Source organism: Pseudomonas sp. Irchel s3f19 (genome assembly GCF_900187555.1).
In the GTDB taxonomy this organism is placed as follows: Bacteria; Pseudomonadota; Gammaproteobacteria; order Pseudomonadales; family Pseudomonadaceae; genus Aquipseudomonas; species Aquipseudomonas capeferrum.
The window spans coordinates 441,847-457,091 of record NZ_FYDW01000001.1 but is presented as its reverse complement, the minus strand read 5'-3'; the positions used below and the strand labels follow the sequence as shown (position 1 = coordinate 457,091).

The following is a 15,245-nucleotide window of genomic DNA, read 5'->3' as shown; positions in this document are numbered from 1 at the left end:
GGTCCGGCAAGGCCGCTACCACAGGCATCGGTTCGCCCTTCACTGTGGCAGCGGCCCCACTAGCGCGGCAATTCGATCCGTTCGCTTTCCCCCGGCACCCCCGGCCAATCGCCTGCGGCCCAGCGCCCCCGAGCCTGTTCGATCAACGCCGGGTCACTCGCGACGAAGTTCCAGTTCATCCGCCGCGGCCCATCCAGGGGCGCGCCACCCAGCAACACCAGCTGGCATTCGCCCTCGGCATACAGCGTCACCTCTTCGCCCTCGGGCAGCACCAGCAGGCTGCACGGCTCGACCTCCTGATCATCCAGCAGCAACTCACCCTCCAGCAGGTACAGCGCCCGCTGCGCGTGCTCGGTCGGCACCCGCAGGGTCGTGGCCGGCTGCATTCGAACGTGCGCGTAGAGGGTGGGGGAGAGCACCGGCACCGGTGACTTCAGGCAAAACCCCTGGCCGGCAATCATGCAGATCCGCACCCCCAAGCTGTCGCTGACCGGCAGGCTCGCCGCAGTATGGTGGCTGTAGCTGGCGTTGCCCTGCTCGTGCTCGCGCGGCGACGCCAGCCAGACCTGCAGGCCATGCAGCCGTGACCCGCGAGCAACGCTTTCTGCGGGCGTGCGCTCGACGTGGGCGACACCCGCCCCTGCGGTCATCCAGCTGACCTCCCCGGGCAGCACCAGCTGCGCCGAGCCGAGGCTGTCCTTGTGCAGTATCGCGCCCTCGAACAGGTAGGTCAGGGTCGACAGGCCAATGTGCGGATGCTGGCGGATGTCCATGCCGCTGCCAGGCGGATAGTCGGTCTCGAGCATGTGGTCGAAGAACACGAACGGGCCGACGCTGCGGCACTGCGCAGATGGTAGCGGGCGCAGGATCGGCTGGCCCTCTACCGATTCGGCGCGCGGGCGGATGATCAACGGGCGGCTCATGCGGGGCTCCATTCGAGGGCGCTGGAGCCTCCAGCATAGCGGGTTGTCCGCCATTGCTGAACCGCCGCCCTAAGGCGAGGGTCTACTCTGTTCGAATCAGGATAAGGATGCTGCCATGATCGCCAGAGCACTGGCTGGCGTGTTGCTCTCGGGCCTGCTGTGCCACGCAGCCCAGGCGCGCGAGTACCGCTACAGCGATGCCCATCTGCACTACGTCGACTTCTTTCAGGAAACCGAGGGCATGCCAGCCCTGCTCAAGGCCATGAACCAGGCGGGTATCGACCAGTCGATGATTTCCGGGGTCTCGGTGGCCAAGAAATGGCACGAGGATGAACCGAAGCGGCCGCGCTATTACGCCGGTGACGATGCCGACGCCTATTGGTACAGTGCCACCGATATCTACGTCGCTGCGGCCCTGGAGAAACTCCCGCCCGAGCAGCGCAAGCGTTTCCATCCGTTTCTCACTGGCTTCAATCCGGTGGACAAGAATGCCCTGAGCCACATCGAGCGCATGCTCGAGCTGTATCCCGGGCTGTGGCAGGGCATTGGCGAAGTGTTCACGCGTCACGATGACTTGACCGCCCTGACCAGTGGTGACACGCCCCGGGCCAACAACGAAGCGATGACGCGCATCTACCACCTGGCGGCCGAGCGCGACCTGCCGGTGCTGGTTCACTCCAACATCACCTCCAAGCGCGAGCGCAACCCGTTGTACCTGGCCGAGATCGAGGAGCCGCTGCGCAACCATCCGCATACCCGCTTCATCTGGGCGCATGCGGGGGCGAGCAAGGAGATCCATCGCCATCAGACACAAATGGATTTTCTTCTGCCGGTACTTGAGCGACTGCTCAGCGACTACCCCAACCTGTACATCGACCTGTCGTGGAGCGTGCTCGAGCCGTATCTGCTGGATGAAGCCGGCAAGCCGCGCAAGGCGTGGGTCGCGTTGGTCGAGCGCTACCCGGAGCGCTTCATGCTGGGCTCGGATGTGGTCGGGCGATTTGGCAGCTTGGGGGAGGAAATGCGCGGCTTTGATCCATTCCTGGATGCCTTGCCGGAAGAGGTGGCGCGCAAGGTGGCGCGGGAGAACTTTCTTGCAGTGCTGCCCAAGGGGCATTGAACACATTCAATACCGCACCCAAAAACAAAAACGCCCCGAACCAGTCGGGGCGTTTTCATTATTGCGTCACGGCCTTACTTGCCAGCCCAGCGCTTGAGCACCAGGGTGGCGTTGGTGCCGCCGAAGCCGAAGCTGTTGCTCATGACCGTATCGATCTTGGCGTTTTCTTCGGTCTTGCGCAGGATCGGCAGGTCAGCGACTTCCGGGTCCAGCTCGTCGATGTTGGCGGAGCCGGCGATGAAGTTGTTTTCCATCATCAGCAGGCAGTAGATCGCCTCGTGCACACCTGCGGCGCCCAGCGAGTGGCCCGACAGGCTCTTGGTCGAGCTGATCTTCGGTGCCTTGTCGCCGAACACTGCGCGAACACCCTTCATCTCGGCAACGTCACCGACCGGGGTCGAGGTGCCGTGGGTGTTCAGGTAGTCGATCGGGGTGTCGACGGTGGCCAGCGCCTGCTGCATGCAGCGGATGGCGCCTTCGCCGCTTGGGGCGACCATGTCGTAGCCATCGGAGGTCGCGCCGTAGCCGACGATTTCGGCGTAGATCTTGGCGCCACGGGCCAGTGCGTGCTCCAGTTCCTCGACCACCACCATGCCGCCACCGCCGGCGATGACGAAGCCATCACGGTCGTTGTCGTAGGCGCGCGAGGCCAGTTCAGGGGTTTCGTTGCGCTTGGTCGACAGGGCGCCCATGGCATCGAACAGGAACGATTGGCTCCAGTGCTCTTCTTCACCGCCGCCGGCGAAGACGATGTCTTGCTTGCCCCACTGGATCTGCTCCAGCGCGGTGCCGATGCAGTGTGCCGAGGTGGCGCAGGCCGACGAGATCGAGTAGTTCAGGCCCTTGATCTTGAACGGGGTGGCCAGGCACGCCGAAACGGTGCTGCCCATGGTGCGGGTGACGCGGTACGGGCCGACGCGCTTGACGCCTTTCTCGCGCAGGGTATCCAGCGCTTCCATCTGATTCAAGGTCGAGGCGCCGCCGGAACCGGCAACCAGGCCGGTGCGCGGGTTGGAAACCTGCTCTTCGGTCAGGCCGGCGTCCTTGATTGCGTCCTGCATCGCCAGGTAGGCGTAGGCCGCGGCGTGGCCGACAAAGCGATAGACCTTGCGGTCGATCAGTTCTTCGAGGTTGAGGTCGATGGACCCGGAAACCTGGCTGCGCAGCCCCATTTCCTTGTATTCCGGGTTGAAACGGATACCCGGACGGCTGTTACGCAGGTTTTCGGTGACGGTCTCTTTGTCATTGCCCAGGCACGATACGATGCCCAGACCAGTGATAACGACGCGGCGCATGCGAATAACCCTTAGAAATTGTCAGTGGAGGTGAACACGCCGACCCGCAGGCCTTCGGCGGTGTAGATCTCGCGGCCGTCGACGCTGACCGAGCCATCGGCGATGGCCATGTTCAGCTTGCCCTTCAGGACGCGCTTGATTTGAATGTTGTAGGTGACTTTCTTGGCGGTAGGCAATACCTGGCCGAAGAATTTCACTTCGCCCGAACCCAGCGCGCGGCCGCGGCCCGCCAGGCCTTGCCAGCCGAGGAAGAAGCCGACCAGCTGCCACATGGCGTCCAGGCCCAGGCAGCCCGGCATGACCGGATCGCCTTCGAAGTGGCAAGCGAAGAACCACAGGTCCGGATTGATATCCAGCTCGGCGACCAATTCACCTTTGCCGTACTTGCCGCCTTCTTCGCTGATATGGGTGATGCGATCGACCATCAGCATGTTCGGCGCGGGCAGTTGCGCATTACCTGGGCCGAACAGCTCACCGCGACTGCAGCGCAGCAGGTCTTCCCGAGTAAAGGCGTGTTGTTTGGTCATGCGAGCTCCTCAATAACCCCCTGCGGCAGGGGATGAATCTTCCCGGCCGGCCCGAAAAGCGATGACTCCGGGGCGGCAGCCTACAGGTAGACTATTGCGTTGTGGTGAAAGTCACAGTGCACCAGACGAAAGAAGTACAGGTGTGCACTGAAACGTCTATTTTCAGGCCCGAAGAAGGTCCTGTCCAGTCCTTAAGACTGCCGCACTTTAGCATTTATCGCCAGTCGCGGTTGTCTGACCGGGTAACCAGCGTTGCAGCACGCGTTGCAGTTCGGTGCGGCGCAAGGGTTTGCTCAGGTAATCGTCCATGCCGGCGGCCATGCAGCGCTCACGATCACCCTCCAAGGCGTTGGCGGTCAAGGCGATGATCGGCAGGTGCATGCCGTTGGGCAGCAGGCGGATGCGCTGGGTGGCTTCATAGCCATCCAGGTTCGGCAGGCGGCAGTCCATCAAAATGGCGTCGAAGCGTTGCTGGCTGACCTGCTCGACTGCCTGGAGGCCGTCTGCCGCCACGCTGACTTCAAGCCCCAGGCTGCGCAACATGGCTTCTATGACATTCTGATTGACCAGGTTGTCCTCCACCAGCAGCACCCGCTCGCTACCGGCCAGCGGCCGCTGCTCGCGCACCGCTGCGGGCAGTTGCACCGGGGCAGGTGCGGCCAGGGCCAAGGGCATTTCCAGGGTGAAGGTCGAGCCCAGGCCCTCGCGGCTTTCACCGCGCAGCTTGCCGCCCATGCGTTCGGCCAGGGTACGTGCGATCGACAGGCCCAGGCCGGTGCCGCCATAGCGCCGGGAAATCGAACTGTCGGCCTGCTGGAAGGCGACGAACATCATTTCCAGGCGCTCGCTGTCGATGCCGATGCCGGTGTCGCGCACGCTGCAGGTGAACCAGAGCAGTTGTCGGTCCAGTACCTGGCAACGCGCCTCGACCTGCACCTGGCCCCGCTCGGTGAACTTCAGGGCATTGCCGACCAGGTTCAGCAAAATCTGCCGGATCCGCGTCGGGTCGCCGTTCACCCTCAAGTGTTCGATGCCTTCGGGCATGTGCAGATGCAGGCCGAGGCCGCGTTGCTGGGCGCTGTGCTGGAACGACTGGACGCTGCTGGCGATCAGGTCGCCGAGGTTGAAGTCGATGCGCTCCAGCTCCAGCGCCGTGCGCTCGATGCGCGAGAAGTCGAGAATGTCGTTGATGACCTTGAGCAAATGCCCGGTGGACTCGGTGGCAACGGCGGTGTAGTCGGCCTGTTCGCTGGTCAGTGGGGTGGTTTCGAGCAGCTGCAGCATGCCCAGCACGCCATTCATGGGGGTGCGCAGCTCATGGCTCATCATCGCCAGGAAGTCCGACTTGGCGCGGTTGGCCTGCTCGGCCTCTTCACGCGCCTGGGTCAACTGGGCGATGGCTTGCTTCTGCTCGTCACTGGCTTGCTCAAGGGCGCTGGCCAGGTTGTTGATGTGGCGCGCCAGATGGCCCAGCTCGCTGTCATCGACCACCGGCAGCGGGGTGTTGTATTCGCCTTGCTGAATAGCCTTGACCGCATGGCCCATGTCGCTGATGGGCTTGGCCAGGCTGACGGCCAGCCGCCGCGCCAGCAGGAAGGTGAACAGCAGGGCGAACAGGGCCAGGATGCCCGCCTTGATGACGATTTCCTGCTGGCGTTGGCTGAAGGCATCGTCGGACATGCCCACGATCACCCGCCCCAGGTAGTCGTCACCGATGGCCGGGGAAGAAACCTTGCCCGGCTGCAGGAAATCGGTGTCCAGGCGGATCTGCTGGAGGCGGATCGGGGCCTGGAACACTTCCACTCGCTGCGCCCGGTTGGCGCTTTCGTCAGACTGCTCGACGTAGACCAGGATGTGGTTACGGCTGTCCTGCACCTCCAGAAAACGTACGTGCGGAATGCTCAAGGTGGCGCGCATGAGCCCTTCGAGCACTTCGTTGTTGCCCGAGATCACCCCGTATTCGGAGGCCGGCGCCAACTGGTTGGCGATCAGCTGGCCGGTGTGGTTGAGCTCCTGGCGCAAGTCCTGGATTCGCACGAAGGTGAAGAAGCTGATCAGCAGCAAGGTCAGCAGCAAGGCGGGGCCGAGGCTGATGATCTGGGTGCGGGTGTGGATGTCCCAGCTCAGGCGTCTGCTCATGGGGTGGATTCTCCTTCGGCCAGGGCCTTGGCGGCGGCGTTCGGATCGATGGGTTCAAGGCCCAGGGCGCGTGCCACTTGCTGGTTGCCACTGACGCCGTAGCGCGCGGGGTAAAGGCTGCGCGGCCAGCGTGCCGGCGGCTGGTCGAGCAAGTGGTCGAGCACCGCCAACCAGTCGTCCTGGTCGCTGTAGGTGCTGGCCAGGGCGCCTGCGCGGACGAAGCCTGCGTTCGGGCCGATCAACGCCATTTGCCGCCCATAGCTGCTGAGCAGCAGGTTTTTTGCGGTCTTGGGGTTGTACAGGGCGGGGTCGTCCAGGCCTAGCAGCACGTCGCTGTTGCCCAGCAGGTATTGCAGGGGCCGGCTGTCACGTGGGTCGGGCCAGTCCTGGGCAATGATCTCCAGGCCCAGGGGGCGGGCGGCATGGCGAAGCTCATCGAGCAGAAAGGCACTGTGCTTACCGTAAAGCACGCCGATGCGTTGTGCTTGTGGCAGCAGGTAGCGCGCCAGGCGCAGTTGGCGGGCCAGCGGCGGGTCGCTCCACAGCAGGGTGAGGAAGGCGGGGCGTGACTTTCCCAGGCGCTGTTCAGCCTGTACCCGGCTTACCCGCATGGCCAGTGCCGGCGGCCCGGCGCTTTCACTCAGGCGCCACTCCAGTGCGGCACTGTCGAGCAGCACCAGACGCTGGTCGGCCTTTAGTCGACCTGGGCGCGGCAAATCGGCCGTGGTCTGGAAGCGCACTCGATCCTGCGGGCGATGGCTTTCGACTGCCGCGACGAAGCTGCGAATGCCGGGCTGGTCTTCGCCACCGACCAGCAGAATATCACTGGCCCACAGCGGCCCCAGGGGCCATAGGCAAAGCAGCAGCAGGCGCAGCAGGCGGGCCATCAGAATTCCAGCTCCGCACTGACGCTCAGGCGATGGCGGCTGTCGTAACGGTTTTGCAGTGCGGTAGTCGGCTCATCGTCCAGGCGTTGCTGCCACAGCGCTGCCAGTTCCAGGTTGCTGCCCTGTACCCGGAAACGCTTGGCCACGCGCAGGTCCAAACGCTCGTAGCGGTACTGGTTGAGGGCATCGTCACCGTAGTAGAAAAGCGCGCTCGACCAACCATCGCCCCATTCGCGCATCCAGCCAGCCGAGCCGCTGTTGCGGGCGCTGAGGCGTCGGTCGTCGGGGTTGCTGGCCCAGGCATCGACGTAGGCGTAGGTCACGCGCAGGCGGTCGCGCAGGGTGGGGCGCCAGTCCAGTTGCGCCTCGCTGCCGGTGAAGCGGGCCTTGTTGGCGTTGCTGGCGATGTACTGGTTGTTCTTCAGCGGCTCGCTGATCATGCCGGTGATTTCGTCGTAGAACACCTTCACATCCATGCTCAGGTCGAGGTCGCTGAAGTAGCCGTTGTAGCCCAGCTCGCGCGAGCGCATGCGCTCCTGGTCGAGGTCGCCCGGGCCGCGCGTCTTGACGAAATACTCACCGTGTTGCTGGCCAAACGCATTGGGGCTGAGGTTTTTGACCGTGTAGCTCCAGTTGACGTTGTTCTCGAACATGTCGGGTGAACGCACTGCCTCGGAATACACCGCACGCAGGCCATGGCGTGGGGTGATCAGGTAGTTGACCGCCACGCGTGGGGTCAGCGAGCTGCCAGACAGGCGCGAGTCCTCGAACATCGCGCCGCCCTGGATGATCCAGTGCTCATCGGCGCGCCATTCCAACTGCCCGAACAGGCGCCAGGTCTGGTCGTCCAGGCTGCCATTGAAATAGGTCTGCGAGTCGGCGCGGTCATAGCGCAAGTTCATGCCGCTGAGCAGGCGCAGGCTGTCGGTCAGGCTCAGGGTGTCCTGGATTTCCAGGTCGTAGCGGGTTTCGCGGGTGCTCTGGTCGACATCGCCGCAGACCACGTTGCGCCCGCCCTCGCTGTTCCACTGGGCCTGGATGGCTTCGACCAGGGCCTGTTCTTCGGGGTTGCTGCTGCGCGGGGGGTTGTTGGCGCCGCGCGCCACCAGCTCGGCAAAGTTCGGGTTGAGCTGCCACAGCCGGGTCAGCTCCGGGCTGAACGACAGCGCCGCGTCGCAGGCACGCCAGACCTGCTGGCGGTCGAAGTGCTGGGCCGAGCCCTGCACGTACAGGCTGTGATCGGGGTTGAAGTCGATGTTCCAGCGTACCGAGCCTGCGTAGTCCTTGGCATTGACGTCGGCGTTGTCGCCCCGCTCGGTCACATAGGGGAACACCGGCTGGTAGGTGTAGGGCCGCTGGTTGCTGCCTTCCTTGGCCGCCAGTTGCCATTCCAGGGTCTGGTCGGGGGCCAGGCTGTGGCTGGCACTGAGGTTGAAGCGGGTGAGGCGGCGGCTGTCGCGGTAGTCCTGGCCGTACTGGTCCTTGTCGAAACCATCGTCCTGCTGACCCGACACCGACAGGCGCATGTCGCCGCCGTCCCAGCCGAAGCCGTGGCTGGCGTGGAAATCGTTGATGCCGTCCTGGCCACGGGTGACCTTGAGGCGCGTGCCATGGCTGTCGGCGGGGTTGCGGGTGAGAATATTGACCACGGCCATCAGCGCGTTGGCGCCATAGCTGACCGTGTTAGGGCCACGGAATACCTCGATGCGCTCGATGTCCTCCATGGCCAGCGGGATGTCGCTCCAGTCCACCGTCGCCAGGCCTGCGCGGTACACCGAGCGGCCGTCGATCAACACCTGCATGCGCCGGGCGTCATTGACGTTGCTGCCATGGTAGTTGACGGTCGGCTGGTTGCCGGCGCCGTAGCCGATCATCATGCCGGGTACCAGGCGCAGCAGTTCGGGGATGTCGCGGGCACCGCTGGCGCGGATCAGCTCGCTGTCGAGCACGGTCATGCTGCCGGGCACCGCCGCCGGGGATTGTTTGAGCCGGGTGGCGGTCAGAACCTGCGGCAGGTCGGCGTTGTCGATGAACAGATCGTCGGCCATGGCCGGGCCGCCGAGCAAGGCGGTCAATAGTAGAAGACGCGGGTAGGGGGGCGTGCCAGGCAACACGGTACGACCTTGTTTCAGAGATGAAACAGGCATGTTAACCGACCGTGGGGCTTTTGCCAGTGATCTGGCTGGGATCTGGTTGCCCTGTCTGTGCAATCTGCGTTGCTAGCCTTGGCGCATGGCAGGCGAGCCGTATAATGCCCTGGTCGCCACTTAACTTTTGGCTTTAACGGATTGGATATGACTGAACAGCAACCTGTTGCAGTTCTGGGCGGCGGCAGCTTCGGCACCGCCGTGGCGAACCTGCTGGCGGAAAACGGTGTGCCGGTGCGCCAGTGGATGCGCGACCCGGAGCAGGCCGAGGCCATGCGCGTGAACCGCGAGAATCCACGCTACCTCAAAGGCATCCGCGTGCACGATGGGGTCGAGCCGGTCAATGACCTGCTGGCAACCTTGCAGGCCTGCGACCTGGTCTTCGTCGCCTTGCCGTCCAGCGCTTTGCGCAGCGTGCTGGCGCCGCATGCTGCGTTGCTGCGTGGCAAGTGCCTGGTTAGCCTGACCAAGGGCATCGAGGCGCAAAGCTTCAAGCTGATGAGCCAGATCCTCGAAGAAATCGCCCCCGAGGCCCGCATCGGCGTGCTGTCGGGGCCAAACCTGGCCCGCGAGATCGCCGAGCACGCACTCACCGCCACGGTGGTCGCGAGCGAAGACGAAGCGCTCTGCCAGCGGGTGCAGGCCGTGCTGCATGGGCGCACCTTCCGCGTCTACGCAAGTGCCGACCGCTTCGGCGTCGAGCTGGGTGGCGCGCTGAAGAACGTCTACGCCATCATTGCCGGCATGGCCGTGGCGCTGGGCATGGGCGAGAACACCAAGAGCATGCTGATCACCCGTGCCCTGGCCGAAATGACCCGCTTTGCCGTGAGCCAGGGGGCCAACCCGATGACCTTCCTTGGCCTGGCCGGGGTCGGTGACCTGATCGTCACCTGTTCATCGCCCAAGAGCCGCAACTACCAGGTAGGTCACGCGCTGGGGCAAGGCTTGAGCCTGGAGCAGGCCGTCAATCGGCTGGGCGAGGTCGCCGAAGGGGTGAACACCCTCAAGGTGCTCAAGGCCAAGGCCCAGGAAGTTCAGGTGTACATGCCGCTGGTGGCAGGCCTGCATGCCATCCTGTTCGAGGGCCGTACCTTGAACCAGGTGATCGAGCACCTGATGCGCGCCGAGCCGAAGACCGACGTCGATTTCATTTCCATCAGCGGTTTCAATTGAGCCGTCCGCGGCCCTCATAAAGCAAGGAGCGAGTCATGAACGATACGCCCGAACGCGCCCAGCGCGAGTCGATCATCCTGCGGGTACTGTGGATGCTGGTGTTCCTGGTGGTCTGGCAATTGGCCGAACTGCTGCTGGGCGGCCTGGTGCTGGTGCAGTTGATCTACCGCCTGGTGTACGGCGCGCCCAGCGCCAGCCTGATGAACTTCGGCGACAGCGTTAGCCAGTACCTGGCGCAGATCGGCCGCTTCGGCAGCTTCCACAGCGACCAGAAGCCTTGGCCATTCGCCGACTGGCCAGCGCCCCGTGCGCCAGAAGGCGAAGCACCGCATGCCGTGGCACCGGCGCCGCACCCGGTGCGTGACGAAGAGCCCAAGCTGTGAAGCTGTGGGTGCTGCGCCACGGTGAGGCGGAGCCGCGGGCCAACACCGACGCCGAGCGGCGCCTGACCAGCCATGGCCGCGAGCAGGTCCTGCACAGTGCCGCGCGCCTGCTCGGGCAGCCGTTGCAGGCGATCATCGCCAGCCCCTACGTGCGTGCTCAGCAGACGGCTGCCCTGGTGCACGACACCTTGGGTTTTGCCGAACCTGTGCGCACCGTGCCCTGGCTGACGCCGGAAAGCGACGTGCAGCAGGTGATCGGTGAAATCGAACGGCTGGGCCTGGAACACGTGCTGCTGGTCAGCCACCAACCGCTAGTGGGGACGCTGGTCGGTGCCCTTGAACATGGTCATCTACAGCAACCGGCGGCCATGAGTACCGCCAGCCTGGCGGAGCTGGAGGGGGACTGGCCACTGGCCGGCCTGATGAGCTTGCGCGCGCTTAACGCGCCGTCCTGATGCCTGGCAACTGGCATTATTGTCAGTTGCCGCTGCACTTGGCAGCTTGCTAGCGTTGCCCCTATCCGACGAGTGGATGGCAGGGAGCGATTGATGAAAGGGCAGATGCAGGCGTTGTTACGCTCCGCGGACTTGCAGCCCACCGTGGACAAGGTGGAGGAAGGCGAGTTGCTCGACTTTGCCCAGTACAGCCTGCTGCGCGATTCGGCCGACGCCAAGCTCTATCATCTGATGGGCAAGGTGCGTGGCCATCACGGGCTGGAAGCCAGCGGCAGGCAACAGGGCGAGGAAGACCTGCGTGCCCTGCAAGAGGCCTGCCTGCGGGTTTCCCACTTGCTGCAGACCAGTTGCCTGGCATTGCGCAGGCTGCAGCTCGACTACCATGACCAGCGTCTGGCCCGCGAAGTGCTCGAGAGCCAGTTGGCCTACATGCAGGCCTGCCTGCAACGTTCACTGGTCAGTCTGGATCGCAGCAGATGACCTGATAGCCCTCGCCGATGACCTTTCCAAACATTGCCGAGCGGCCTTGCGATGCACACAATGGGCCATCATCCCCCGTCCGGACCAGGCGCCATGTCGCAGCACATCTTCTTCGCCCACGCCAATGGTTTCCCGTCTGCCACCTACGGCAAGCTGTTCACCGCCCTGGCGCCGGACTATCAGGTCCGCCACCTGGCCCAGCATGCCCACGACCCGCGCTTCCCGGTGAATGAAAACTGGCAAAACCTGGTCGATGAGCTGCTGCACCATCTGGCGCAACAAGACGCGCCGGTTTGGGGGGTGGGCCATTCGCTGGGCGGGGTGCTGCACCTGCATGCCGCCTTGCGTTGCCCCGAGTACTACCGCGGGCTGGTCATGCTCGACTCGCCGGTGCTGACCCGCGCCGATCAATGGGTGCTGCGCACCGCCAAGCGTTTTGGCTTCATCGACCGCATCACCCCGGCAGGCCGCACCCTGGGGCGTCGCGAGGCGTTCGCCGATCGCGACAGCGCACGGGACTACTTCGCCAGCAAGCGCTTGTTTCGGCACTTTGACCCCGATTGCCTCGAAGCCTATCTGGAGCACGGCCTGGAGCCTGCCCAGGATGGCTTGCGCCTGCGTTTCGACCCGGCTACCGAGATCAGTATCTACCGCAGCATCCCCCACGCAAGCCCTGCGCCTGCCCGGCAATTGCAGGTGCCACTGGCGATGGTCTGCGGTGAGCGCAGCAACGTGATCCGCCGTCATCACGCGCTGGCGGTGCGCGGCATGGCACAGGGTGAGTACCACAGCGTGCCGGGCGGGCACATGTTCCCGCTGGAGCGCCCGACCGACACCGCCAGCTTGATCAAGGGTCTGTTCGACCGCTGGAGCCAGGCATGAGCGCGCACATGCAGGAAATCCGCCTGAGCCTGGGCCATATCGAGCTGGCTGCTCACCTGTTCGGCCCCGAGGACGGCCTGCCGGTGATCGCCCTGCACGGCTGGCTGGACAACGCCAACAGCTTCGCCCGCCTGGCGCCGCGGCTGCAGGGCCTGCGCATCGTCGCCCTGGACCTGGCCGGGCATGGTTACTCGGAGCATCGCCCGCCTGGGGCGAGTTATGCCCTGGCCGACTATGCCCACGATGTGCTGCGGGTTGCCGAGCAGTTGGGGTGGCAGCGGTTTGCCCTGCTGGGCCATTCGCTGGGGGCAATCATTTCGGTGCAACTGGCGGGCGCCTTGCCGGAGCGCATCAGCCACCTGGCGTTGATCGACGGGGTCATCCCTCCCACGGGCGCCGAGCAGGACGCAGGTGAGCGCCTGGGCATGGCATTGCAGGCGCAGTTGCGCCTGGACGGCAAGCGCAAGTCTGTCTACCCGGCGCTGGAGGAGGGCGTGCAGGCGCGCATGAAGGGCATGGTCGCGGTCAGTCGCGAAGCGGCCGAGCTGTTGGCCCAGCGTGGGCTGATGCCCGTGCCGGGTGGTTACAGCTGGCGCAGTGACAGCCGCCTGACCTTGCCATCCCCTACACGCCTGAGCCACGTCCAGGCCATGGCCTATGTCAGGCGGGTGAGTTGCCCTGCCTGCCTGGTGGTGGCTGCCGATGGCATGCTGGCGCGCCACACCGAGTTGCTGGAGCAGCTACCCTTTGAGCAGGTGACGCTGCCTGGTGGCCATCATCTGCACCTGAACGATGAACAGGGCGCGGCCCTTGTCGCAGACTGTATCAATCGCTTCTTTGGCTTTGCTTGACTTGCACCGGACAAGTGCCGAGGCTTGGCGGGTTGAACAGGGAGACAACCATGCAAATGCCAGACACGCTGGACCATAACTTCGGTGCCCAGCACCGACTGGGCTGCCGATGAGCGCGCCCGTAACCCTCCGCACCACCTTCGCCGCCTGCCTGATGCTCGCCAGCCCGTTGCTGTGGGCCGACAACCTGCCCGTCCCCGTGGACGCCAAGGTGGTCGATCAACGCCCTGCAGTGGAGCAGGAGCGCGTCTACCCCATGGGGCCCCTGCGCAAGATCAGCGGCCGCCTGCGGGTCGATGACAAGGTCGAAAGCCGTGGCCAGGTCAGTTCGGTCACCTATGAACTGCCGGTCGAGCGCAGCGCCCGCGAAGCCTTCACCAGTGCTCGTGAAGCGCTGCAGCACGACGGCGGCTACCCGCTGTTCTGGTGCCAGGGCCGTGATTGCGGCGAGGCCAGCCTGTGGGCCAACGATGTATTCGCCAATGCCCGTTTGAACGGCGGTGACGAGCAGCAAGCGTTCATTCTGTTGCGTCGCTCGGCCGAACAGGCCGACACCCTGGTCGCACTTTACAGCGTCACCCGTGGCAACCGCCGCGCCTACCTGCATGTCGAGGAGTTCGTCGCCGCCAGTCCGCTTGGCGAGTTGCTGCCGACCGCCGGCACGGTGCTGCGCGAAATGCGCGACACCGGCAAACTCGACTACCCTGACCTGAGTACGCCGCAACCGGCCTGGGTGGCCCTGCTTGGGCGCAGCTTGAACCTGGACAGCACCCTGCGGGCCAGCCTCAGTGGCGCCAACGCCGAGGCCTGGCGCGAGGCCTTGGTCAATGCAGGCGTGCGCAGCAGCCGCCTTGAAGTCGGTACCGCAGCTACCGAAGGCCTGCACTTGGAACTGATCCGTTGAATGAGCGTCACCATGGCCAATAATGATCGCCTGCTGGTCCAGATCGTGCTGCTGGCGCTACTGGGTGCTGCCCTGTGGGTCATGGCACCGTTTATCTCGGCACTGCTGTGGGGCGCCATTCTGGCCTTTGCCAGCTGGCCGCTGATGCGCTTGCTGACGCGCGTGCTGGGTGGGCGCGAAACCCTGGCGGCGAGCCTGCTGACCACGGCCTGGATCCTCATCGTGGCCTTGCCGCTGGTGTGGCTGGGGTTCAACCTGGCCGACCATATCCGTGATGCCACGGCGTTTGTCCGTGATGTGCAAGTCGATGGCCTGCCCGATGCACCGGCCTGGCTCGGCAGCGTCCCCTTGGTGGGGGAGCGCATGGTCAACTGGTGGCAGTCGCTCGACCAGCAAGGCGCGGCACTGATCGCGTCGATCAAGCCCTACCTGGGCCAGGTGGGCAACTGGTTGCTGGCACGTAGCGCGCAGATCGGCAGCGGCGTGCTGGAGCTCACCCTGAGCCTGGTCTTCGTGTTCTTCTTCTACCGTGACGGCCCGCGTTTGTCGGCGTTCGTGCTGCGCCTGCTGCAGCGCTTGACGGGTGACCGCGCCAATTATTACCTGGAGCTGGTCGCCGGCACCGTGCAGCGGGTAGTCAACGGTGTGATCGGCACCGCAGCGGCCCAGGCCCTGCTGGCGCTGATCGGCTTCCTGATCGCTGGCGTGCCGGGGGCGATCGTGCTTGGCCTGGTGACCTTCATGCTCAGCCTGATCCCGATGGGGCCGCCGCTCGCGTGGATCCCGGCGACGGCCTGGCTGGTGTGGAAGGGGGATTACGGCATGGCGATCTTCCTGGGCATCTGGGGCACCTTCGTCATCAGCGGCGTGGACAACGTGCTCAAGCCCTACCTGATCAGCCGAGGGGGCAATCTGCCGCTGGTGATCGTGCTGCTCGGGGTGTTCGGCGGGTTGATCGCCTTTGGCTTCATTGGCCTGTTCATCGGGCCGACCTTGCTGGCGGTAGGATACAGCCTGCTGCTGGACTGGAGCCGCAACGCCGAGCAGCAGACGCCGTAGGCGCGGCCTTGCGAGGGGCC

The 15,245-nt window shown here is 64.8% G+C and carries 15 protein-coding genes; 9 read left to right on the top strand and 6 right to left on the bottom strand.

What is annotated here, in order from left to right; translation table 11 throughout:
* Positions 1-59: 59 nt before the first annotated feature.
* The gene (locus CKW22_RS02075; RefSeq protein ID WP_047581269.1) at positions 60-923 is read right to left on the bottom strand and encodes a pirin family protein; all 864 of its coding nucleotides are present in this window, start codon (positions 921-923) and stop codon (positions 60-62) included.
* A 115-nt stretch (positions 924-1,038) separates the two neighbouring features.
* Between CKW22_RS02075 and CKW22_RS02070 the strand changes: the two genes are divergently transcribed.
* Positions 1,039-2,043 carry an amidohydrolase family protein gene (locus CKW22_RS02070; protein ID WP_095063690.1) on the top strand — a complete coding sequence of 335 codons (1,005 nt, stop codon included), beginning with the start codon at positions 1,039-1,041 and terminating at the stop codon, positions 2,041-2,043.
* A gap of 74 nt (positions 2,044-2,117) precedes the next feature.
* Here the strand turns inward: CKW22_RS02070 and fabB are convergent, their stop codons facing one another.
* From fabB to CKW22_RS02045, 5 genes are all read right to left on the bottom strand, one after another.
* Entirely contained in the window at positions 2,118-3,338 is a 1,221-nt protein-coding gene (gene fabB, locus CKW22_RS02065; RefSeq protein ID WP_033699258.1) for a beta-ketoacyl-ACP synthase I, read from the bottom strand.
* Between the two features lie 11 nt (positions 3,339-3,349).
* Positions 3,350-3,865 carry a 3-hydroxyacyl-[acyl-carrier-protein] dehydratase FabA gene (gene fabA, locus CKW22_RS02060; RefSeq protein WP_095063689.1) on the bottom strand — a complete coding sequence of 172 codons (516 nt, stop codon included), beginning with the start codon at positions 3,863-3,865 and terminating at the stop codon, positions 3,350-3,352.
* A gap of 207 nt (positions 3,866-4,072) precedes the next feature.
* The gene (locus CKW22_RS02055; protein ID WP_033699256.1) at positions 4,073-6,004 is read right to left on the bottom strand and encodes an ATP-binding protein; all 1,932 of its coding nucleotides are present in this window, start codon (positions 6,002-6,004) and stop codon (positions 4,073-4,075) included.
* Positions 6,001-6,891, bottom strand: a complete 891-nt coding sequence (locus CKW22_RS02050; protein ID WP_095063688.1) for an ABC transporter substrate-binding protein — start codon at positions 6,889-6,891, stop codon at positions 6,001-6,003. Before CKW22_RS02050 ends, CKW22_RS02055 begins: the two co-directional genes overlap by 4 nt.
* A complete protein-coding gene (locus CKW22_RS02045) occupies positions 6,891-9,038 on the bottom strand; it encodes a TonB-dependent siderophore receptor (protein WP_177447932.1) in 2,148 nt (715 codons plus the stop codon). The genes CKW22_RS02050 and CKW22_RS02045 overlap by 1 nt, the downstream gene beginning before the upstream one ends.
* 147 nt (positions 9,039-9,185) lie before the next feature.
* On the opposite strand from CKW22_RS02045, the gene CKW22_RS02040 reads away from it, so the two are divergent.
* The 8 genes from CKW22_RS02040 (at position 9,186) to CKW22_RS02005 (ending at position 15,225) form a co-directional block, all read left to right on the top strand.
* Entirely contained in the window at positions 9,186-10,211 is a 1,026-nt protein-coding gene (locus CKW22_RS02040) for an NAD(P)H-dependent glycerol-3-phosphate dehydrogenase (RefSeq protein WP_033699253.1), read from the top strand.
* A 35-nt stretch (positions 10,212-10,246) separates the two neighbouring features.
* Positions 10,247-10,594, top strand: coding sequence for a DUF4389 domain-containing protein (locus tag CKW22_RS02035; RefSeq protein WP_033699252.1), 348 nt, complete (start codon positions 10,247-10,249; stop codon positions 10,592-10,594).
* On the top strand, positions 10,591-11,049 hold the full coding sequence (gene sixA, locus CKW22_RS02030) for a phosphohistidine phosphatase SixA (RefSeq protein WP_033699251.1): 459 nt from the start codon (positions 10,591-10,593) through the stop codon (positions 11,047-11,049). Before CKW22_RS02035 ends, sixA begins: the two co-directional genes overlap by 4 nt.
* Before the next feature lie 93 nt (positions 11,050-11,142).
* Positions 11,143-11,529 carry a hypothetical protein gene (locus CKW22_RS02025; RefSeq protein WP_371856376.1) on the top strand — a complete coding sequence of 129 codons (387 nt, stop codon included), beginning with the start codon at positions 11,143-11,145 and terminating at the stop codon, positions 11,527-11,529.
* 93 nt (positions 11,530-11,622) lie between these two features.
* A complete protein-coding gene (locus CKW22_RS02020; RefSeq protein ID WP_095063686.1) occupies positions 11,623-12,411 on the top strand; it encodes an alpha/beta fold hydrolase in 789 nt (262 codons plus the stop codon).
* A complete protein-coding gene (locus tag CKW22_RS02015; RefSeq protein WP_047581260.1) occupies positions 12,408-13,262 on the top strand; it encodes an alpha/beta hydrolase in 855 nt (284 codons plus the stop codon). The genes CKW22_RS02020 and CKW22_RS02015 overlap by 4 nt, the downstream gene beginning before the upstream one ends.
* Positions 13,263-13,371: 109 nt before the next feature.
* Entirely contained in the window at positions 13,372-14,166 is a 795-nt protein-coding gene (locus CKW22_RS02010) for a DUF4892 domain-containing protein (RefSeq protein ID WP_033699247.1), read from the top strand.
* Between the two features lie 12 nt (positions 14,167-14,178).
* Positions 14,179-15,225 (top strand): AI-2E family transporter, encoded by a 1,047-nt coding sequence (locus tag CKW22_RS02005; RefSeq protein ID WP_095063780.1) that lies wholly within the window; start codon positions 14,179-14,181, stop codon positions 15,223-15,225.
* Positions 15,226-15,245 lie beyond the last annotated feature (20 nt).

Coding starts and splice junctions, on each gene's coding strand:
- CKW22_RS02035 (WP_033699252.1), top strand. CDS start 10,247: ATGAACGATACGCCCGAACGCGCCCAGCGCGAGTCGATCATCCTGCGG.
- fabB (WP_033699258.1), bottom strand. CDS start 3,338: ATGCGCCGCGTCGTTATCACTGGTCTGGGCATCGTATCGTGCCTGGGC.
- CKW22_RS02070 (WP_095063690.1), top strand. CDS start 1,039: ATGATCGCCAGAGCACTGGCTGGCGTGTTGCTCTCGGGCCTGCTGTGC.
- CKW22_RS02050 (WP_095063688.1), bottom strand. CDS start 6,891: ATGGCCCGCCTGCTGCGCCTGCTGCTGCTTTGCCTATGGCCCCTGGGG.
- CKW22_RS02075 (WP_047581269.1), bottom strand. CDS start 923: ATGAGCCGCCCGTTGATCATCCGCCCGCGCGCCGAATCGGTAGAGGGC.
- CKW22_RS02040 (WP_033699253.1), top strand. CDS start 9,186: ATGACTGAACAGCAACCTGTTGCAGTTCTGGGCGGCGGCAGCTTCGGC.
- fabA (WP_095063689.1), bottom strand. CDS start 3,865: ATGACCAAACAACACGCCTTTACTCGGGAAGACCTGCTGCGCTGCAGT.
- CKW22_RS02045 (WP_177447932.1), bottom strand. CDS start 9,038: ATGCCTGTTTCATCTCTGAAACAAGGTCGTACCGTGTTGCCTGGCACG.
- CKW22_RS02010 (WP_033699247.1), top strand. CDS start 13,372: ATGAGCGCGCCCGTAACCCTCCGCACCACCTTCGCCGCCTGCCTGATG.
- CKW22_RS02015 (WP_047581260.1), top strand. CDS start 12,408: ATGAGCGCGCACATGCAGGAAATCCGCCTGAGCCTGGGCCATATCGAG.
- CKW22_RS02020 (WP_095063686.1), top strand. CDS start 11,623: ATGTCGCAGCACATCTTCTTCGCCCACGCCAATGGTTTCCCGTCTGCC.
- CKW22_RS02005 (WP_095063780.1), top strand. CDS start 14,179: ATGGCCAATAATGATCGCCTGCTGGTCCAGATCGTGCTGCTGGCGCTA.
- CKW22_RS02025 (WP_371856376.1), top strand. CDS start 11,143: ATGAAAGGGCAGATGCAGGCGTTGTTACGCTCCGCGGACTTGCAGCCC.
- CKW22_RS02055 (WP_033699256.1), bottom strand. CDS start 6,004: ATGAGCAGACGCCTGAGCTGGGACATCCACACCCGCACCCAGATCATC.